Here is a 21,585-nt window from a genome sequence, read left to right as displayed (position 1 = left end):
TGCGTTGGACGCTCGCGTCGCACTACGCGACGCGTGCGCTTCTAGCGTTTAAGGCGCACGCACGCGACGGCCGGCGGCACAAGTTAATCCGAACTCCGACGTATAAGTCCCTATATGTAGCTGTTCGATTCAACGGTAGCTGGGTACCCTGTGCCGCCGGCCGCCGCTCTTGCGATAGCTAGCGACCGGAAACCAAGGAATCCGAAGAGATGAGGCACTTTAACCTTTGGGCGGGAAGCAAACTTCGGCAACAAGAGAAGCCGAACCGATATCCTCTGGTGTCCACTGGTAGGGCTGGGCGTCACTACGGTCAACAAGCCCTTCCTTGTCGAGTCGTTTGAGGAGTTTCCTGACTTGACGCTCGCCGATTTCAACTGCCTCTCGTGCGTGGATATCTTTCTCTTCCCCTCCCCCTTCTTCTCGAAGGGTTCGGATGATGGAGCGTTCACCATCGTTCCGTGTCCGTACTATCGTTCCATCCTTTGGCCGGCGTGTGACTGCAGCAAGCCAGTCTGGCAGGGCGGCAGTATGGATGTACACCGTCGCAGGCGAGGAACGGCCGAACCGGAAGACTGCCTGCGCGACTTTGTCCTCCCGAAAGTGCTGGAGAAATGGGTGGTCGGCGATTCCATAGTCCAGGTCCATTCCCCGCCCGTCGCCGCGCTGTGCAAGATACCCCTCGAAGGCGGCGGCGACCTTGATCGGCGCATCTCCGGGATGTGGGGAGCCGAGGACGATGCCGACCGACTCACCTTCGAATTCGTTGCTGCTTCGGAGATCGCCGTAATGCCGAACGTTGGTGACGAACGAAGATATCGACGGGTCACTGAGGTGTGGGCCATCCAGGGAGCTTTCGAACAGACGCGTCTGCGCTTTCTTTGTGGTGATGACTGGCACCTGCTGGTCATGGTTCTTTGAGGCGGCTTCGAGGAGCGCGTAGCACTGCGCGTCGTTGACGTGCTGGCCACTACTGTATGGGTTCGCTCCCTCTGTTGTTTGGATGAATTCATAGCCAACGTGCTCGGTCAGGTATGTGCCCCGACACTCATCGCAAAGTAGCTGCCTGTGAACAAGGTCGTCGACGCCGATCCGGCCCTTCCAGACGGCGGGTCGCGGCGTGCCGTCGAGGCCGACGATGGCGGCGGCACCCGAGAGGTCCGGCGGCCGTCGGATGTAGAGTGCCTCGCTCTCTAGATCTTCGACGACGGTAGTCCCATCCGGCAGTTCAACGTAGCCGAGACCGAGATTCTGGCGTAAGTCCTCTGCATACGGGTCGTCGAAGTCACCGGCCATCTCCTGTAGAGCCTGCCGCTGCAGTTCGAGCGCGGCGAGCGTTATCGACGGGGCTTCTGCATGCCCGCCCTCTTCCAGAGCTTCCGTCTGTCGTGCTGACTCCCCGATTGAACCGAGTGTTTCGAGTACATCGCTTGCACCGACGCCGTCAATCTCGTCAAGCGATGCGAGTGCTTTGACCTGATCCACCCGGGAGACGTCCAGTTGATCGTAGCCTTGGAGAAACTGATTGGCTGCTTGCGTTCGTTGCGCCGTGTTGAACTGAGTACGGTAGGCGTCCCCGGGGTCCTCGTCGAAGATAACGACGCGCCCCTCGACTAGTTCTTCGGAGAGTGCGTGAGTGGGATGGCCGACGAGCACATCGGCGTCGACGGCGGCATCGCGTCGCTTAACGTATGAACAGTCACCGTCGTCCATACACGGCAGCTCGTCTCGTCGACGCTGATGTAGGAAGTACGGCGACGCCCCACGGGCATTCTGGTTAGTGAGTTCTTCGCCGAGCGGGTGTTCGTCCGTGACTGTCGGGCAGTCTCTTTCGAGTGCTGGTAAGCGGACCAATGTATCCGAGTCGATCTCTCGAACGAGTGTATCCCGCGTCTCGTGGAGGTGAGAAACGAGGAGAATTGGATCATCAATCGCATTGGCGACACGGGCTGTCGCGTGAGTCTTTCCCGTTGTTGGGATCGCGTCGACAAGCACAGGGCCGGATTCGCCGGTGAGTTGATCCTCGACCGCCGTCTGAATCTCTTCGGCGCATCGGCGCCAGACGGCTTCCTGTGGGCGTTCGGCCTCACGCGTGGTGAAACAGCAGGAATCCGGTGCGCTCACTCAGCATACCTCCGTCTGACATCGGATCTATCCATCTTTCGTTACGAACCTCAAAGTGCATCGGTAAATGATGGTTGGTTCGATATCTTTGTGATCTCGGCACAGTCGATTCTACTCGTGTAGTCGATGAGCATAGATCTCGGACTAACTGGTAACCTGTCGGTACACACGCCTGATCATTAGTCAGCCGGTATCTTCGTTCTCGATGATTGAGGTCTCACGGCTGTAGGATATCGCGATGAAGAGCATACTGGCCAGAGAAGCATAACACAGATGCCGCGTGGATATAACCAAATGATCTCCCTTGTAACCGCCCCGCGCTGAGCCCTAGTGATGCCTGCGACTCGTGATTAAGCACTTACTGAGCCGCGATTTCAAACGGTGGTTGAGGCGACGTATCGACTAGACGGGTGGCGTGAACCACTGGAGACACGTGCGGTGATCTTGTGTTAGAGTTCCTTGATGAGGAGCACAGTAGGAGGTATTTTCACAGTTCATGCCACATACGCAAACATATGGGTTGGCCTTCGTACCGGCCGAACACAGGTACCTTGTACAAACTTGCGTTTCTGAGTCTAATCCCTGCGTTCGTCGGTGGGTTGTACGCTCCCTTGCCAGCGAGTGTACAACCGCTACAGAGTCTCCTGACGACATTGATCACCGTACAAGGGAGTGTCCTCGCGATTGTTGTATCGGTTACATTGATCGCGACACAGCTAGCGGCGACGAATTATGAGTCCCGAATGTCGACGCTCCTTCTCCGAACGAGGGAATTTCGGTACCTCTTTGCTCTGTTTATCGGGTCGATCTTCCTCGATATCGGCATCTACCTCAGTCTTGGACAGCTACAACATCCGGCAGTCTCCGGGTTCCTCTATGCGAGCCTTCTCCTCTTCATGCTGACTCTCGGCTCGGTCTACTGGTTTGCGAAAGAGATGGTGACACAGGCGACACCTGAGGAATTAGTTGGCCGATTCACGGAGATGGTGTCGGCTGATGAGTACATCCGAGATGCCGAATCGCTCGCAGCCAAGCCCGAATCTAACTCCCACACGCTTCAGCCGCTGTTTCGGTTCACGATGACAGCCTTATCTCAGAACGAATACTCTGTTGCGATGTCGGGGGGGGACCACTACGTCACGTATTGTGAGAAAATATTGGGGGAAGTAGGTGACCGGGGTCTGCTTGAGCAGGAGAGCTTCGGGGCAAAGGAGGAGCTCTTTGGGCCCGTTCTGAAAGACCACCTCCACAAGATTACGCTACATGCCGCCGAAAAAGACGAATCCCAGATCAGAACCAAGGCAATAGCCGGACAAGTTGCTCTCGCAGAGCAAGCTGTCGGGATGGATTCCTATTCACGCATCCCAAGGCAGGCAGTAAGCGGGATTGAAAATACAATCAGAGAATCCCCCAACTCAAGACGGGGACACCCGGCGTTGAACAACTGCTGGAACGCGATTGGGGACCTTACGATATTAGCTGCTGATAGTGAACACAGTACCTTCATGCTCACCATCCGGACCACAATCGACAGCTGGCTTGGTGAGACGATCCGAAACGTCGAAGGACCAGGCTGGTTGTCAGGGTCAAGCCGGAAGCTGTTTGAGTCTCTCTGTGAGGCACATGAAACCATTCTGTCGGAAGTCGGGGAAGAACACCGCTTAGCAGATTTTGGGCCTACGGATCTCCACAAGGACGGGCGAGACACCCCTATAGCCCCTATTGAACAGCTGAGATACTGTCGCCAAGCACTATTTGAGGTAACAAGTGTATTTCTAGAGGATCGGATAGATCGGGGACGATGGCTTCCTGCAGCAGGGAATTACAAACGAGAGTGGAAGAAGCTCATCATCACCACTGCAGAATCAGGAGCCACAGAGATGGCGATTGATCTCTGTGAAGTGCTTATTCAGATGGCTTACATCGAGAACGATGCAGAGATACCCGTGGCAGATCGATTTAGTCCGCAAGGGGTCACACCGACGAATCCGAATGAGGTGACACAGTGGGCCCGAGAACTCAGTGAGATCGCGGCTGAGACTGATGAAGCGGTAGTAGCGCAGGCGTTTTCGAATATTCTATCCCACGAGCAGATAGAGGACAATCCGGGACTATTCATTCTCTCCAATAGTGACGACCCAGCGTATGAGGACGCTTATCGATTTGACTTAAACATTGATGGGTATAGCCATCTCAACACGAGGGAGAACTACCCAGAGGCAATTATGGCGTTGCGTGAGGCTGTTCAGCCTGAAGAGGAACGAGAAACTGCCTCTGAGTAGTACATCTCTGGATGTGGGGAGCAGTATGTTTCTGGATTTTCCTGTGGATGGGGACACTTCAGGTGCCCCCATAGGGCGGTGATAGCTGTCTTCTCGCCCCTCAATCACGCTTCGATTATCTATGACCTCCCACAGTCGCAACAGACCTGCCTCGTAGCGAGTGTAGATATCCTTCTCAGCGGGCCGTACTTCTTGATGTACTCGTAGAGCACGCGCTGATGATCGTTCAGCTTGGAGATGGCCTGCTGCCGAACCTCCTCTTCAGCGTCGGCGCCACGTCGCGCCGAGGAGATTAACCATGTTTCGACCGAACCTGCCCCCTTGCTTCATGCCGACAGATATAGCCAATTCCTGACTGAACCTTACGTATCTTTATCTGACGCCCTGCAGAATCACGGGATAAGATGGTCCTTCGTGAAGAGCTGACAGAGTATTCGGAGCGTTCTGCGAGGTTGATAGCTGACTCTCCACAGATGGACGAGGAGAATACAAAGCGCAAGATCATCGAACCCCTCATTGACCTTCTCGGCTGGGACATTCTCTCAATGGACGTTGAGCTGGAGTACTCTGTCCAGATGGGGTCAGGAACGAAGAAGGTTGATTACGCGCTCAAGATAGAGGATACGCCTGTTGTCTTCATTGAGGCGAAAGGCGCGGATACTGAACTTACCAGCGGTCACGAAGACCAGCTACGGAGTTATATGCGGCAAGTAGGTGTCGATTGGGGGCTCCTTTCGAATGGGCGGGAATTCAAGATCTTCAGACGGGACTACGACAGCAATCGCCCCAATGAGATTTCACTCGCAGAGTTTTCTCTTGATGAGATTGCGGGGAAGCAGCAACCGTTGACTGCTCTCTCTCGAAACTCTCTCGAATCGGGGGAATCGAGACAGATCGCGGAGAAAATCGAGTCCGTCCAGCGAGCAGTCCGAACGCTACGAGAGGAGAAAGAGGGTCTCTCTGAGGATGTTACTAGAGTCGTTACCGATGAAATCGGCGAGGCCGTCTTGCAGAAAGTCGAAGATGAGGCAAAGAATTTCGTTGATAATCTGATTTCCTCATTAGAGGAGCAGGCCCACGAGACCGCGGTTGAGCGGAAAGCCACCCCATCGCCTTCAGAAACAGAGTCTGGGTACGAGATTCGGATAACCAAGGGTGGCTCTGAAATAGAGCGGGTGGTTGGGGAGACTCAAGCCGAGGCAATGGCGGAACTCGTAGATTACCTGATCGAGAACGAGGGCCTCTTGGAGGTGATCGAAATTCCATATGTTCCCGGAACAGGCAGAGGAAGTCGTGCGTTGGTGAACGAGAAGCCGGTTCACATCGATGGCGATGAAATGCGGCAGTATCAACGGCTCTCTCAAGAGTACTACCTCTTCACCTCGCTCAGCGCTAAAGATAAGAAGCGATATGCCCTGGAACTTCCTGAGAAGGTCGGCTTGGAATGTGAATTCGTCAATTGGTGAGGCAATCCTCGTCTGTGCTAAACGGTTCTACCTCTATCACTTGTGTCCGTGAACCCCGCTTTCGAGTCGGAAAATGAGTTACTGCAGCGGACGTTCTTGACCAAGCGGGTGAACGAGTCCCGTCTCTTGAGCAGCATCTGGAGTCGGCGTACCTCGAAAAGCACAACGCAGATCTCGCGTGGGTGTGACCAAATGATTTCCCTTGTAACCATCGCCCTACCGTGTTCTGGTGATGCCTGCGACTCGTGATCGAGCACTGACGGAGCGCGATTTCGAACGATTAGTTGAGGCGACGTATCGACTGGATGGGTGGCGTGAATCGTTGGAGGCGCGTGCGGTAATTCTCATTGGTGGTCGGCTTGGACTCCGTCCTGGTGAGTTGACGCACCTTTCGTCGGAGTGGATTGACTGGCAGCGAGAGATGATTCGGATCCCGGCTCACGATCCGTGTGCGAAAGGCCGTGACGGGGAATTGTGCGGGTACTGTCGGCAGGTCGTGCAACAGCAGCTAGCGGATTCAACGGCGAACGTGGACGAACTGGAGGCACAGTACTGGCGGCCGAAAACGGAGGCCGGGTCTCGTGACGTGCCGTTCCATTTCTCGGCGCGTCTCGGGGCGGCGTTAGAGTTCCTTGATGAGGAGCACGGTGGTTGGCCGTACTCGTTTTCGACGTTGCAACGACGGCTCCTGGCGGCCTTAGAGGTAGCTCCTGACCTCAGTGTCGAGGCCACATCTCCGCATGGGCTTCGAGCGACAGCAGCGTCGTATCATGCTGGTCGAGGCTTGGATATGGCGGCGCTTCGGGCGATGTTCGGCTGGGAAGATCTCGAAACAGCTGAACAGTACCTCAACGTTGATGGCGCGATGACTCGACGGGCGCTCAGTAGCACGCACTAGTCACGGCACTGATTGGTCGTCGAGCCGCCATTCCGATTCTCCGAGAAAGAACCGGTAGAAGGCATGTGATTAATCGGTGAAGCGTCCACCATCGAGTTGGCGTATTCTCAAGCTAGCAGTACTTTGGTCTTACTGTATCTTTCTGAATTCAGTCACATTACTGTCTGCTAGCAGTTTCTCAGAGAATCTCCGTTCAACCGGTGCCGTTCCTCGCGCAACCAATGAGCCAAACAACGATTACTGCAGGGCCGTACCGTAATTCGGATCTCTTCTCAGGCTATTACTTAGAGGAGCGCATCGACGATTTGGACGCGTGGGACTGCGACGCCGAGGCTGAGGCGGTCTTCGAGAAACTACAGGCACTCTGGGAGGACGAGGGTGGTCTCGTCGCGGGGTACAACGAGGATACACTGCTCGGGTCGTGGATCGACCCGGTTCTCGACACGTTGGGGTACGACACGATTCAAGAAACGTCGCTGCCTGACACGGGCGGGTACATCGACCGCGTGCTGTACGGCGACGCCGCGGACCGCCGGGACGCGATGGCGATGAAGCAGGACGGACAACTTGCCGGGGCGTTCGGTCGCTCGGCCGCGCTACTCGAAGCCAAGCAGTGGGACACGGACTTCACGCAGCGATTCAGCGAGCAGCGGTCGTACCGCGACGCGTCCCATCAGGTGAAGTACTACCTCGAACACACGCCGGAGTCGCTCCAGTGGGGGATCCTCACCGACGGGAAGAAGTGGCGGCTCTACGGCACGAAAGACTACGCGACCGAGACGTACTACGAGGTGGATCTGCCGGAGATCCTCGCGTCCGGCAATCTAGAGGAGTTCAAGTACTTCTACCTCTTCTTCCGACCCGAGGCGTTCCGGGAGGCCGGCGGGAGTACGTTCCTCGAGACGGTCTGGTCCGAGAGCGAGACGGCCGCGCAGGAGCTCGGTGAGGACCTGCAGGACAACGTCTTCACCGCGCTGCGGGTGCTCGGCGAGGGGTTCGTCGAGACGAATGATCTGGATATCGACCCCGGCGACGAGGAGGCGCTGGCGGAGCTGAAAGAGCAGTCGCTCGTGTTGCTGTATCGGTTGATGTTCGTGCTCTACGCGGAGTCACGGCATCTGATTGACCCGGAGGACCCGCAAGCGCGGACGGAGTACCGCGAGAACTTCAGTCTCGATGAGATCCGGCTGGACATCCACGACCGCATCGAGAGCGGGGAGACGTTCGATGACGCCTACAGCGAGTACTCCCACTCTATCTGGAGCCAGCTACAGGACCTGTTCCGGCTCGTTGACTCCGGGGAGGAGTCGCTTGGCGTCTCAGCGTACAACGGCGGGCTGTTCGACCGCGAGCAGCACGAGTTCCTTGCGGAGAACGAGGTTGCGGATCGCTACATCGCGGAGGTGATCTACCGTCTCGGGACGACCGAGACGGCGGACGGATCGTTCGCGCTGGCCGATTACGCCGACCTGGACACTCGCCACCTCGGGACGATCTACGAGGGGCTGCTGGAACACGAGTTCCGCATCGCGCCAGAAGATTACGCGGCTGTCGCCGAAGACGGGGGGCAGGTTTGGAAGCCGGCGACGGCGATCGACGACGACGAGCGCGTCGAGACTGTTGGGGAAGGTGAACTGTACGTCGTCAACGACGAGGGCGAGCGGAAGGCGACGGGAGCGTACTACACGCCGGATTATGTGGTCAGCTACATCGTTGAGGAGACGGTCGATCCACTCCTCGACGAACTCGAAGCGGACCTTGACGAGCAGGGACTTGAACGCGGCACGCAGGAGTATGTTGTGGCGTTCTGGAAGGGCGTCACGGACCTCCGGGTGCTTGACCCGGCGATGGGTTCGGGCCACTTTCTGACCAGCGCGACGGAGTACCTTGCCAGCGCGGTGATGGAGCGCGTCCGCGAACTGGAGACGTCGACGCTGTTCAACGAGCAAACCATTCGACGCGAGATTTCTCGGGAGTGTATCTACGGTGTCGATCTGAACGGGATGGCGGTCGAGTTGGCGAAGCTCTCCATGTGGCTGGAGACGCTCGCTACCGACCAGCCACTGGCCTTCCTTGATCACCACTTGAAGGCCGGGAATTCGCTCGTCGGCAGCGACATCTCGGAGATCCTGGGTACGGACGAGCCCAGCGGCACGGAGCAGGCCACTCTGTTCGACGACTTCAGCCGTACGCGCCGGCAGGCGCTCGAACACGTGATGGACCTCGTTGAGGATCTTTTAGCGGTCGACAACGAGACTGTTGCCGACGCCAAGCGGATGGAGGATCTCTACGAGGAGATCCGGAAGGACGACCTTTACGAGCGCCTCTTCGGGATGGCGAATGTCCACACAGCCGAGCGATTCGACCTCGGCGTGCCCGACGGCGCGTACAAGCAGATGGCTAACGCCATCGACGACGAGGATGACTGGGCCGAGATCGAGGCTGAGGACTGGTACACGACGGCGCAGGTGATGGCTGAGGAGGAACAGTTCTTCCATTGGGAACTGGAATACCCCGAGGTGTTCTTCGGCGAGGACGGGGAGCGAAAGGACGGGGCTGGGTTCGATGCGGTGGTTGGGAATCCGCCGTACGTGAAGATACAGAATATTCGACAGACGAACCCCAAACTGGCAGAATATGCGGTCGAAAACTACGAAACTTCAACAGGGCGATTCGACCTTTACTCTCTGTTCGTTGAGGCGGGCGCAGGAATCGCAAAAGATCACAATCTAGGATACATCCTACCGAACAAATTCTTCGAATCACAGGCCGGGCAGGGTCTCAGATCCTATCTCGGTGAGGGGCAGATGGTGCGGCGCATCATCGATTTCGGACAACAACAGGTCTTCTCTACCGCTACGACCTACACGTGCTTGCTCTTCTTGGGAAAACATGAGGATCTTCTGTACTCAGAGGTTCGAGACTCTGACTTCCAGACTCAGTCGTTGGACCACCTCGAGTTCGCCGAAATCCCTCGTAATGAATTGGACGATGACGGTTGGGTGCTTACTGGTCCGATGGAGAGGCAGGCCCTTTCGAAAATGCGGTCGTCCGCTGAAGCGCTGGGCGAGGTAACGGAGCACATCTCGGAAGGGATCGTCTCTGGGGATAACGAAGTTTTCTTCCTCGAAATTGAAGGTCAAAGCGACGAGCAATACACGGTTCGTAGTCAAGCGAACGGGGAAACGTATCAACTTGAATCAGATACAGTACGACCGCTGATTGACGGTGATGAGGTTGAAAGGTACGGTAGCATGGATACGGACCTCGCAGTGGTCTACCCGTACGAACTGGGACAGGAGGGAACTAGTGAAATTCCGGAAGCGCGGCTAGAAGAAGACTATCCGAAAACGTACGAATATCTTTCAGAGTTCAAGCAGCGCCTTTCCGACCGAGGTACTGCATCGATGAATTATCCGACGTGGTATTCTCTGTGGTGTCCACGAACCAAGGAGTTATTCGAATCTCCCAAATTGGTTGTTCCGGACATCTGTCAGCGGTCGGAATTTGCTTCTGATGCGGATGGGGGAACATACATTCCGAATAGTGCCTATGGGGTTCAACCGAAGGAGAATGACGAACGTCACCGCTACTACCTCCTTGCTGTCCTGAATAGCTCTCCGACGTGGTTCTTTATTTATCACACCAGTCCGGTTCTACGGGGAGACTTCCGTCGGTTCATGACCTCGTACCTGTCGAAGGTTCCCGTTCCTCAGTTCTCGGCACCCGATCAGGACGAGGCTGAATTTGAGTCTGCATATCGATCGAGTATGGAAGAATCGGGAATCACGATCCCGGATGACTCCCATGGGTACCTCTCGTACCTCGCTGCGGAGAACGAAGAGCTACATCAGGGGCGTGGCTCGCTCAACCTCTCTCTCCTCGACCACCTCGGCACCTACGAGGACGGCCAGACCCTCGCCGATATCGGCCTCACCCAACCCCCGGAGAACGCCGCCGACTCCATCCTCCAGCAGACCGCCGAACAGAAACCGAATCTCTGGGTCGGCGACGCCGAGGTCGTCCGCGAGTCGTCGTCGACGGTGGAGATCCGCCTGACGGCGCGCTACAAACCCGAAGACGAGGACGCCCACGAGACCGACCAGTGGGGGTACACCGAGACCGACCTCCTGCCGGCGCTGCGGATCACCGACCTCACCGAAACCGAGGCAGACCTGATCGCGGCGTTCGTCCCCGTCGCCGTCGATGAGGCCGACGGGTTCGCGGGGTTCCGCGAGACGGCGACCAAGACCAACTCGCTGGTGGACCGCCTGCGCGCGCTGACGCTCCCGCGCGTCGACGACGTCGCCGATGGGCTGAAACAGTACCGCGAGACGAAAGCCCGCGCTGACGAACTCGATGAGAAGATCCAGCGCACCGACGACCTGATCGACGAGATCGTCTACGAGTTGTACGGGTTGACGGAGGAGGAGATCGACATCGTCGAACAAAGCGTCCAATAGAGGTAGACCACCGGTGACCGACGACCCGGACACTGTCTGTATGCCGGAGCGTTGATTTCCCTCGCTGCCAATAAGCGATTAATGCCTCAATTTTCGGTGGGGGACCGAGTCCGGATTGACATCCCGGATCAAAGCGACCCGGATCATGAGCCATACCATGGTGTCCACGGGGAAATCAGCACTACACTATCTGATGATGCCGGCCTGACCACCGGCAACGAGTCTGACTCTCACCTCTACCGCGTTACGCTAGAAACGGGCGAAACTGCCGATTTCCGAGGCCGTGACCTGCGACCACCGATTGAGGAGTAGCTAATCACGTGACGCTACAAACGATGTGAGAGACGAATCCATCCAATACTTCTTGAGCATATCCCTCAAGTAGAGACTATCCGCGCTACCAACACGAGTGTCATCTGACGTCGCGAACGTCACCGAGGTCAGCATCCGGAATCGCTACCAGGAGCAGATCAAGGCCATGGGCGTCAGTGGCTAACGGTCGCTCATGCGCCGATAGTGAATGTGCTGTCGTTCAAGCCGCGAGCGGGTACCCGCACACGCGCTCGACAAGTACACCACCATCGACGGCTTTGTCGCAACGTCGACGCCTATACGGGAGCTTCAGAGGTATCTCGGGCGCAAGGCGCCCGATGTCCAACTAGATGTCGACGAGAACCTTTACTTCATCGCGCTCTGGGTCGAGCAGCGCCTCGAACCCGTCCTCGACGACGTTCTCGAGGTTGATACGACTACTGATCAGGGCTTCGGGGTCGAGCGCTCCCGATTCGAACATGTCGATGATTGCGCCGAAATCTTCGGCGGACTGGGGGCCGCCCTTGTACGCGAGCGTCCCGGTGAGCGTGCGCTCGCCCATGACGAACTCGTTCGGGTGGAGTTCGACGCTGTCCTCGAAGATGCTGACGACCGTGATGTTACCGGCTGGCGCGGTCGACGTGATCGCGTCCTGGACTGTTTGCTCGATTCCGGCGGCCTCGAACGCCACGTCGACACCGCCGTCCGTCTCCTCGGTGATGTGTGCGACCGCGTCCGTTCCGGTCGGATCGAGCGTCTCGTCCGCACCGACCTCAGCGGCGAGCTCGCGGCGCGAGTCCTGTGGTTCGACGGCGTAGATCGTGCCCGCACCGACGGCCTGCAACACTTGAATGATAGTCAGGCCGATCGGGCCGGTACCGTAGACGGCGACGGTGTCGCCGGCCGTGAACGCGCTCGTCTTGACGGCGTGAAATCCGACGCTGTACGGTTCGACGAGCGCGCCGTGTTCGGTGGATACGCCGTCAGGCAGCGGAATGGCTTTCTCCTCGGGGGCGACGACGGTTTCGGAGAGGCCGCCGCCGTCGCCGGAGAGTCCGACGAACCCGCCAGATTCACAAAGGTGGTACTGGCCAGCGGTGCAGTACTGGCACTCTCCACAGTAGATGATCGGGTTGACGGCGACGCGGTCGCCGACGGAGACGCTATCGACGTCATCGCCGACGGCCGTCACGTTCCCAGCGAACTCGTGACCCATCGGAATCGGGAGTGTCTCGCCGGTCACGGGGTGCGGGTTGTCCTCGTCGGGAACGAAAATGGGGCCGGCCGTGTACTCGTGGAGGTCCGACCCGCAGATGCCACAGGCTTCCACGTCGACTCGGACTTCGTCGGCGGCCGGTGCATTCGGTTCGTCTATCGATTCGACACGAACGTCTTCCTGTCCGTGGTACACAGCCGCTTTCATCACACTAAAATAGTTATCGGAAGGGGTTAAATATCACGAAAGCATGAATGTCGCAGAAACTCGCCGAGTAAACTACCCCACCCTACTCGCTCACGGTGGTTCGAGACGCCTACGGCGTCTCGTCATCACGAGAGGCGCGAAGCGCCTCTCGAACGACTTCGCCGTTCGCTTCGTTGAGGGTGCGAGTATCAGGCGGACGTGAATGCCGCGCTCAATATCGCAGATCGCTACCGTGGCGGGGAGAGCCAGCCCCGAACCGACCGGGAGTCCGGGCAGAAGGCGGCTGGCGATGACTCGGCCACGGATGGGGCCTCATTGACCGGGCCACAAGACAGCCACTCCGAGGGCGAAACCCGCCCGGCGACGAGTGGACCGTATGCGTCTTGAAACCTCGAAGGGCCGGTAACCCCGTCCGAAATCCTATGGCGGGATTCCACGGCGTTCACGCCGTGGAGGAGGTCAATCAGAGTCCGTGAACTCCCTCCGGTTTCCGGATGAGCTGTAGCAGCCTTGCAGAACACCGAGGACCTGCATCGGGGTACTGGGAAACGGTGTTCTGCCGACGTGTGCTCATCCAAAACGAGCTGGACCGTAGCGAATTCGAACGGACGAATCGGCCACACAGCGGCTCGCCTATTAACCAACTCGATCAACCAGCTAGTTGGTTAAGGTTCGGAACTTCCGAAGGGTCAACTCCGCTGGAATCCTTTCTATTCCACGTATCGGCTACACATGGAGATCCTTCTCTCAACTGACGCTCGATCAAAGGGTACCACCCGAAACTACCCCTTCAGTAGGGGCCGGTCAGTATCCGCTTTGAAATACTTCAGAAAAGGCTCGGCTGAAACGGTTACCAACCAAAGTTCAGCGACAGTTCGTAATCTGTAGATGAAGCCCCAGTGTCGTCTGCAGGGTGGACAAGCCCGATCGTCCGCGGCACGGCTTTGGTTGCCTTCTTCCCTGGTGAAATGACCGAAGTAACTGCATCGTTATAGCGTCGAACAGTGAAATCCGAATGGTACGGGAACAATTTCCGTTCAAGAACGATATGATCAATGTTCCCATTCACATTATATTCAATAGATGTCCGATAGGAGTCACCGCTAATGAGTGAGTGGAGGTAAAAATCCAAGGCCTCCATCGTTTCGTCGTCAATCCGATTCAAGAGTTCATCTGCCGCAGTCGCCTTATTGTACTCTTCCCGTTCTGTCCCATCGAGGATGGTTGAGACACTGTCCTCGGTCAGGCCTGTCCGGATGTATCCATTAATTGAGTCAAGGTACACCGCAGCCATGAACTCCAACTCAGGGTGGCCGGCAATAAGATAGGTTGCGTCCTCGAACGAACACCGATGTCCAGTAAGAGAATATTCATCTCCATCCTCATTTTCATACACGGCAATATTGTCGACATCCTGTGCCACAAGCTCATGATCCAAGAGATCGACATACCCAGCGACTTCATCAAGCGCAGCCTGGAGCTCGATTTCGCTCGGCATATTAGTTGGCCACCGGATGAACCCCGCTCCCTGCATGATCTTTCGACCCTTGGATTTGCTGAATGCTTTCTCGGAAACGACTTCCCCGCCGGCTGATTGTTACATTCATGTTTTCGTCGTCCGGCGTTCCATCCGTAGATTCCGGGGGGTCACCTTGTTTCACTTGATAGACCGTATCGTTCAGCTCGTAGAGCTTCTCCGTGATCGGATTGTTCGTATCGAGTGTGTACCGCGTTTCGGATCGATCCTTTTGCAGCTCCTCGATGATTCCGAGATCCACGAGAATCGAGATCCGCTTTTCTATGCTCTTTTCCGAACACCCAGCTTTGCTCGCTAACTCTTCAGTGTTGTATTCACGCCCCGCTGGGGATTCGAGGAACGCATCAAGGACTAACACCAGGGTCTCATATCGGGTGATCTCCATCCATCCTGATGGGAATTCCTTCCTGAATTCCTTCTTTCCCATCTCACGGACTTCTTCTTCCGAGAGCTGGCTGTCACTAGGCATGGCGGGACGTACTAACTATGGAGGGAAAACACTTTCTGAATACCAGAAACCAGATTCTGGGACGGATTTATTACCAGCGAGGGTAACTATGGACTATTGAAATCGCTCTCAGCTCACTATCCGGATCTCGTGAAGATGCTCGTCTACAGGCACGGACATTCGGATGCTCCCAAGCCGAAGTTTACGGTGCAAAAAGCATTGACAAATGGGTTAGATTTTGATGAGGCAGCGGCGGTTATGGAACACGCGAGCCAAGACTTGGAGTTCGTCCATATGCTGAACGGGGAAATCTGGTACGTCCAGGAACGCGAAGTCCTCGTGTATATACGTGATGAGACCGCGATGGATCTTTCTATTATTTCGGACAAGTTCGACCATCTGAAGCCGCCCGAACTGCGAGAAGAGTTCAACCTGTGAACCGCCACGAGAGCACGTTATGCGTCGGTTCGGCCTCTACAGCACCTGCTCGTCGACGACGGCCGGCACGATGTTGTGCTCGGCAAGCGGGGTGATGTTGATTGCGACGCCGTGCTTGTGGGTGGGCTGGTAGCCAGCGGTCGTGAATGCCAGTTCGATAGCGGTCCTGAAAGACGGCGGTTCAGGGGTGACTGAGCTCGATGGCGGAAACGCGGGGTTCAAACTCATCCTGGAAGTTGCCCATCGTTTCGACGCCCCATTCTATCAAATCAGCGCGCTGACCACTCGTCAATTCAGTAATTCGAGCATCAATCTCCTGTGGCCATTTGATCCGACAAGCCTGTTTGTCGGGTAACTGCTCCCAGACTAACTCGGTTCTCAGATTCGACTCGATCTCATCTTTCGAGCCTCTGAGCGACTCAAATATCGCTTCGTTCTCTTCTTTCGTTGACCTCGACATATAGAGTTCGACGCAAAACTCGGGGCCTTGATGGAAGACCCAGCCGAAACTGACGCCGCCTTTCCCAGCTCCGAACGTCAAATAACTGCGAGTCCCAGGTTTTAGCTTACTCCAGCCCGGGCGATGCTCGGAGTATGCTTCAACGAGATCAGTGAAGAAGCTCTTATAGGCCTGTTCTGATTCTGTCAGTGACTCACTCCCGCCGAGTTCACGTTCCCATTCATTGGGTTCAACCACGACGTCAAACTCAAACCCACGCTGTTCTGACCCAGCTATACTCACGACTCTCGGTTTGATCGCGAAGAATTTCGCATCTCGTGGGCCGCTCTCATTAAGCCACTCGAGAACACTCCGATGCTCAGGCCGGAATTCCTCAGATAGCCAAATGGAGAACCCGGCATCCTTCCCAGATGAGTACGTGAGCAACTTCCCAAGGTGGTCGTGGTCCGTTTTTCCATACTGGTTTTCGATAACGACTGTATCACCAGTGTTCATCTCCCGAGCAACGATATCAGAGGAAAAGTCGCCGATCGACTCTTCGGCCCTTGCATCTTCCAGTTCAATTCCCAACGTCGAGCCCAATGTCTGAATGTTCTCAGTTAACCATCGGGTGAAATCCCGTTCCTCATGCTCCCAGATTGAACGGAGCTCGTGTTCTTGTATCTGCGCGATATTCCGATCCATAGCCGCCTTTTCTTGTTGGTCCGTAAATAACCCAGCGCTGAATATGTAAACTCGCAGCTCTGTTGAAATCCTCTGCTCCTGCAGGCTCCGGTTCGACTGTCGAACGAATCGTCCTTTGAGGCGTGAGGCGTCGGAATTCGAGGGGCTGAAAACAGTGGTTCAAACCGGGGTTCGCGTGGAAACGACCAATGAGTCTCGAACCCATCGAACCCGAACGCGCACTCGAATTATACATCGCTGACCGCGAAAACAGCGTCACCCAAGCAACCATCTACTCTCATCGTTCACGACTGGGTCACTTCATCCGGTGGTGCGACAACGAAGGTATCACGAATCTGAACGAGCTGTCTGGACGCCAGCTTCACGAGTTCAGAATTTGGCGGCGAATGGAGGGTGACCTCTCGCCGGCAACTGAGAAGACCCAGATGGATACACTGCGGGTGTTCATCAAGTGGCTGGAGTCGATTGATGGTGTGGAACAGGATCTACACACGAAGGTTCTGTCACCGAACTTGACCGGCGAAGACAACATCCGCGATGAGATGCTGGGTTCCGAACGGGCAGATCGGATACTGAACTACTTGGAGAAGTACAAATACGCGTCGCGGCCACACGTCGTTCTCACGCTGATGTGGCATACGATGATGCGAGTGGGTGAAATTCACGCACTGGACTGCGCTGATTACGATCCTGCCAAGCAGTCGTTGGAGGTGGCCCACCGTCCCGACACGGGGACGACGCTGAAGAATCAAGGTAAAGGGGAACGCTTTGTTGCCCTTTCAGACCACGTCTGTAAGTTGCTGGATGATTGGTTGGAGCATACTCGACCGTCGGTGACTGACGAGCACGGCCGGGAACCGTTAATTGCGACATCCCATGGGCGTGCTCATACGACAACGCTGCGCGGTGACTGCTATCGGTTCACGAGGCCTTGCGTCGTAACTGGGGAGTGTCCGCATGGTCGTGAGATCGAACAGTGTGAAGCAACAGCGTACGATGGAGCTTCTGGATGCCCGTCTGTGGAGAGCCCCCACGCACTTCGCAGGGGAGGTATCACTCACGCGCTTCAGGAAGGATGGCCGATGAAGGCGGTCAGAGATCGCGCGACAGAAACAGTACTCTCGATGCACTATGATTCGCGCTCAGAGGAAGAGAAAATGGAACAGCGGAGGGATTACTTAGACGATCTCTGACGCAGTCAGGACTCGATATACTCTATTGCATCCCAGATGCTGAGTACTCGAATTCGCCCCTCATAGTACGTATTGTCGATCACACCAGAAATCGCCCGCTCAGCGTTCCGGTCGTCAATCAAAATCCCGACGGAGTCATGCACTGTTGAACCAAGAAGCATCACGGCAGCCGCTGGAAGTTCTGAATCAGTCTTCCTCAGCTCGTCTGGATCTGTCTGCTCAAACTTCGCCAGACGCTCATGAACCCGATCCATGATCTCCCCAGCACGCGGCCCGTCGTGGACCCGAACCCCTGGCTGCACGGTATCGATGCGATTGATCCACGCTGCTGTGTCCGCTCGGTCAACCCAGTCGATACTAATGTATCCGCGTTGCTCCGTGAGTTCCTCCACGACACCCGGTGTCAGATACAGGTCGATTCCCTCCTCTCTGATGTACTGTATGAATGTTTGATACGAGGTGGATTCCGTTCCCCCGATGGTTCGAAGAAAGCTTGTATCGAGAATTAGGGCTGTCGGGAACGGAGACGGATGCTCCTCACTCATCGGCTCGCTGGTACGGTCCCTGCTCGATTGCGCGTTCGTGAACGTCCACCTCGAACGTGATATCGCTGAGGGTTGGGTCGTGGCCTTTCACCACGGCGATGATCCGCTCAATTGCTTGAGTGACCGCGATGGCCTCCACAGCAGGGATACCGAGTTCATCCGCGACACCACGACGCGTTGTCTCGCCTTGCAGGTAAGTGAGCGTGGCCATGACCGCCGGTGCGAGTGCAGCCTTCCCGTGGCGGTCAACGAACAATTCGAGATCGTCGTCCACACTGGTTGCGCCATAGACAGCGATAATGGCGGGACCGAGTTCGAGGGTTATTTCGTCTGTCCAGTCTCCACTCACGGGGTCGGCACGCCAGAGTGAAGAGCCATCTTCGTACTCCTCCAACTCCTCTGCGACACCCAACTCGGCCAGTGTATTTGCGTACTTGTAGGCAGTACTCTTAGAGAAACCCTGGCGCTCACGGGCTGCCGTGACCGTTGTAGGGGAGTTGATCAAGAGATCTGTGTAGAACCGCGCGAGATCAGGAGTCCCCAGCAGCTCTTGGATGACGAAAAACCGGTGTGCGGTGTGTCCCGCATCCGGTGGTTGGATGGGAGTTGGAGCGTTGGACATAGTCCATAGTACGCGAACTATGGTCTAAAGTGTTTTGGAGGTCTGTTCAACCAGTCAACCAGGGGCACTTCTGTTCTCAACTGCATACTATCCGAAGTCACATGTAGTAGTAATAGTGTGTCTGGAGATTGATGTCTGAAGCAGCAGGCTCGGCTAAAATTTCGCTTACAGCGTCAGCAATCCCAATCGTAACTGGGAGACGCTTACAGAAATCGGAGCTGTTCCAATCTAACTTCGTGAATTTGAGAACTTCCTCACAGATACGGTGGTAATCTCCTGTGAAATACTCTGGATGCGGTCGAAGAACTAGCGGCTTCGGCGTTCCTGGGTTATTGTACACTGACTGTTCGGGGACAAATCCCGTGGTGTACAGGTAATACTCTCGTTCTCCTGGCGGAATAGCAAGTGTCCCACGTAGGGGTGGATTGTCACCTTGACCGAACAGACGGAGTGGATGCCGCTTGCGGACGGTGATAAATTCCTTTGTCTTCACGTCTTTTGCCCCATCTGCGAACCCTCTCGTTTCGTCATCTAAGAAGTTCGAAGACTTGTGGAGGACTAACCGCCTCGGCATTTCATCACGCTGGTTCCCATATTCCTCAAGGATGTTCTCAACGAGCCGCTTCGCATCGGAGTAGGAAATATGGGTTTGGCGCTCTTCAGTAGCGACATCTTCCACAGCACCTCCTTCGATCACGAAGTTCCTTCCGTCGTCAATGAAGACTTGGGCAATTGCAGCCCGAGTGTCCGGGTCATCAGAGCGTTCTTGATAAAACGAGATGCCCGCATAGCACGTTCTACTCCGGAGATCCGCTAATTTCCAAGGTCTGCCTTCACGCGCCTTGTACAGCATTCCGACAGCGATATTCCACGCCATTTCTGAGCGCTCCTGAACGTCGTTTCCACCCCGAAGTGCCCTCGGTGTCATCAGTTGCGTGGGTTTCTCCTGCATCCCAACGATCTTGATTCGGCTTCGGAAATTCCCGTCTTCAGTCCTGATTTCGTTCGTATCCGTATCTGGGTCAGAACAATACTCCACAATACGCTCTGGGATAACGACAAAAACAAGATCCTCGATATAGAGGTGCTGCAGGACGTTGTCAAGCGTCCGTGATGGCGACGAGAGAGCTTCGGCGTACTGGTCGGCAAACGGCGCCCAGAAGCCGTACAGGAACGCCTCATACATCTGCGCCATCACGGCCGTCTCGGACTGTGTATGCCCGTGATTCTCGACGGTCTCAATGTAGTCTTCAATCGTTCCGAGACAGTGATCGAGGACGTCGGGCGTCGGTTCGTCGGTGGCAACGAGAATCATCTCGTCGTCCTCGCCGATCACCACCTGTTCAGCCTCCGGCAGGACCGACATCGTCGGAATCGACGTGGATTCCTTGACCTGCTTTGTGTACGCATCGAGTGGCGCCGTGATGCTGTGGTCCTCGACAGTCGCACCGCGATCGCGAAGGGTTGTACCGAACTCGTCGGCTGTATCCTTGTCTACTTTGCTCGTACCCATCCGGATCTTTTCGTCGGGCGCCCGCACACGGGGGCGGTCCAACGTGTCTGTGAGTTCAGTCTCGTGGTCAGATTCGACAAGGCCCACGTCCGGTGACTCCTCATTTTCGCCCGACTCCTCGGCGGCCGGTGCATCATCGTCGTCGATCATGTCGTCGGTCGATTCGATGACTGCTCGATCAGCGTTTTCTGGCTCCTCGACGAACGCCACTGTCCCGTCGGCCTCTTCCGGGTCTTCGACGACGGCCCGCACTTCATCAGCGACGTCTTTCAGATCCTCGACGGCGTCCTGATTGAGTGCGGCCGATCACTCACATCCAGATCGCCAGCGCCGACCCAGTATTCGATTCGATTTTCTCGTTCCTGCGGAGTCGGCTTCTTCCAGGGCTTCGACTAGCCCCTCAAGAAGCGTTTGGTCGCTGTAGCCATCGCGGTACTGGTCGATGAACCGTTCGAACTCCGTATCCAATTCCGTCCCGACATCAGTCGTCAAGACCGAGATCTGGTTCGTATGGTACTCCCAGGAGTTCCGCGAAAGGTTTGCCGAGCCATGGACGAGTTTGACCGTATCGTCCGGCATAACGATCCGATAGATCTTCGAGTGGACCGTTTTCTGATTTTTCAACCGGATCGTGAGCCGGTCGGCTTCACGCAGCTGGACGAGTGACTTCGCCGTCGAAACCTCGTTGACCTGGTCGGCATAATCCTCGGCATTCCCGATGAGCACGTCCAACGAGCCGATATCGTACTCTGTCAGCATCTGCACCATCAGCTCCGGGGTCTCAGCGTACGTCACTGCATCCACATGCCGAGCGCCCTCGAACAAGTCGAGAAAGTCCGCCCGGTCTTTCACCATCGCGAGGCGATATCCCGCTGCACCGGATCCATAGAACTCCGGCATGTCGACGAATTCGTCGAACGAGATGGTTGCCGTCAATTCATCCATGAGACAGTACAGTAGCTTGACTCGAATAAATGCATTCCACGGATGAAGAATACGTGTGCCCCTCCCTCGAAATTCACCAATAAAACGGCTGGAGTCGTGAAAACCCACAACTCGACTCTTTAGCTGACCGCTCAAATCGGGGGGTTCATACGAATTTCGAGGCGGAAACCCATGGCTTTATCCATGGGAGGAAGCCGACATACTGGGAATCAAACCACCGGACGACGACTGTCTG

At 56.1% G+C, this 21,585-nt stretch carries 13 protein-coding genes and 2 pseudogenes; 7 read left to right on the top strand and 8 right to left on the bottom strand.

The genetic code is table 11. The annotated features are described in order from the left end of the window. Positions 1-219: 219 nt before the first annotated feature. The gene (locus tag B4589_RS15605; protein ID WP_143414225.1) at positions 220-2,121 is read right to left on the bottom strand and encodes a hypothetical protein; all 1,902 of its coding nucleotides are present in this window, start codon (positions 2,119-2,121) and stop codon (positions 220-222) included. Positions 2,122-2,636: 515 nt separating this feature from the next. Here B4589_RS15605 and B4589_RS15600 point away from each other — a divergent pair. The 4 genes from B4589_RS15600 to B4589_RS15585 all read left to right on the top strand — a co-directional run bounded on the left by B4589_RS15600 (position 2,637) and on the right by B4589_RS15585 (position 11,230). Beyond that, a complete protein-coding gene (locus B4589_RS15600; protein WP_079232211.1) occupies positions 2,637-4,403 on the top strand; it encodes a DUF2254 family protein in 1,767 nt (588 codons plus the stop codon). Positions 4,404-4,807: 404 nt separating this feature from the next. Next, positions 4,808-5,869, top strand: coding sequence for a type I restriction enzyme HsdR N-terminal domain-containing protein (locus tag B4589_RS15595; protein WP_079232212.1), 1,062 nt, complete (start codon positions 4,808-4,810; stop codon positions 5,867-5,869). A 232-nt stretch (positions 5,870-6,101) separates the two neighbouring features. After that, positions 6,102-6,767, top strand: coding sequence for a tyrosine-type recombinase/integrase (locus B4589_RS15590; protein ID WP_079232213.1), 666 nt, complete (start codon positions 6,102-6,104; stop codon positions 6,765-6,767). A 221-nt stretch (positions 6,768-6,988) separates the two neighbouring features. Then, on the top strand, positions 6,989-11,230 hold the full coding sequence (locus B4589_RS15585; protein ID WP_079232214.1) for an Eco57I restriction-modification methylase domain-containing protein: 4,242 nt from the start codon (positions 6,989-6,991) through the stop codon (positions 11,228-11,230). Between the two features lie 658 nt (positions 11,231-11,888). Here the strand turns inward: B4589_RS15585 and B4589_RS15580 are convergent. Then, the gene (locus tag B4589_RS15580; protein WP_079232216.1) at positions 11,889-12,965 is read right to left on the bottom strand and encodes a 2,3-butanediol dehydrogenase; all 1,077 of its coding nucleotides are present in this window, start codon (positions 12,963-12,965) and stop codon (positions 11,889-11,891) included. 183 nt (positions 12,966-13,148) lie between these two features. Between B4589_RS15580 and B4589_RS18295 the strand changes: the two are divergent. Further along, a pseudogene (locus B4589_RS18295) lies at positions 13,149-13,352 on the top strand (RNA-guided endonuclease TnpB family protein); the annotation flags it as partial. A gap of 463 nt (positions 13,353-13,815) precedes the next feature. On the opposite strand, the gene B4589_RS15575 reads toward B4589_RS18295, so the two are convergent. Further along, positions 13,816-14,463 (bottom strand): hypothetical protein, encoded by a 648-nt coding sequence (locus B4589_RS15575; protein ID WP_079232217.1) that lies wholly within the window; start codon positions 14,461-14,463, stop codon positions 13,816-13,818. A 1-nt stretch (position 14,464) separates the two neighbouring features. After that, positions 14,465-14,971 (bottom strand): hypothetical protein, encoded by a 507-nt coding sequence (locus tag B4589_RS15570; RefSeq protein WP_079232218.1) that lies wholly within the window; start codon positions 14,969-14,971, stop codon positions 14,465-14,467. A gap of 96 nt (positions 14,972-15,067) precedes the next feature. On the opposite strand from B4589_RS15570, the gene B4589_RS15565 reads away from it, so the two are divergent. Next, positions 15,068-15,388: a hypothetical protein gene (locus B4589_RS15565; RefSeq protein WP_143414227.1), complete on the top strand. Its 321-nt coding sequence runs from the start codon at positions 15,068-15,070 to the stop codon at positions 15,386-15,388. Positions 15,389-15,569: 181 nt separating this feature from the next. Here B4589_RS15565 and B4589_RS15560 read toward each other — a convergent pair whose 3' ends face one another. Next, a complete protein-coding gene (locus tag B4589_RS15560) occupies positions 15,570-16,532 on the bottom strand; it encodes a DUF4268 domain-containing protein (RefSeq protein WP_079232220.1) in 963 nt (320 codons plus the stop codon). A 188-nt stretch (positions 16,533-16,720) separates the two neighbouring features. Here B4589_RS15560 and B4589_RS15555 point away from each other — a divergent pair, with 188 nt between their 5' ends. Next, the gene (locus B4589_RS15555) at positions 16,721-17,725 is read left to right on the top strand and encodes a tyrosine-type recombinase/integrase (protein ID WP_079232221.1); all 1,005 of its coding nucleotides are present in this window, start codon (positions 16,721-16,723) and stop codon (positions 17,723-17,725) included. Between the two features lie 5 nt (positions 17,726-17,730). On the opposite strand, the gene B4589_RS15550 is transcribed toward B4589_RS15555, so the two are convergent. The 3 genes and pseudogenes from B4589_RS15550 to B4589_RS18450 all read right to left on the bottom strand — a co-directional run. Beyond that, on the bottom strand, positions 17,731-18,270 hold the full coding sequence (locus B4589_RS15550) for a hypothetical protein (RefSeq protein WP_079232222.1): 540 nt from the start codon (positions 18,268-18,270) through the stop codon (positions 17,731-17,733). Further along, the gene (locus tag B4589_RS15545; RefSeq protein ID WP_255246166.1) at positions 18,263-18,892 is read right to left on the bottom strand and encodes a hypothetical protein; all 630 of its coding nucleotides are present in this window, start codon (positions 18,890-18,892) and stop codon (positions 18,263-18,265) included. The genes B4589_RS15550 and B4589_RS15545 overlap by 8 nt, the downstream gene beginning before the upstream one ends. Before the next feature lie 1,072 nt (positions 18,893-19,964). After that, a pseudogene (locus tag B4589_RS18450) lies at positions 19,965-21,350 on the bottom strand (hypothetical protein); the annotation flags it as partial. Positions 21,351-21,585 lie beyond the last annotated feature (235 nt).

Origin of the sequence: Halolamina sp. CBA1230 (genome assembly GCF_002025255.2) — an archaeon.
In the GTDB taxonomy this organism is placed as follows: Archaea; Halobacteriota; Halobacteria; order Halobacteriales; family Haloferacaceae; genus Halolamina.
The sequence above is the reverse complement of the archived record's forward strand: the minus strand, read 5'-3'. Positions and strand labels throughout refer to the sequence as shown.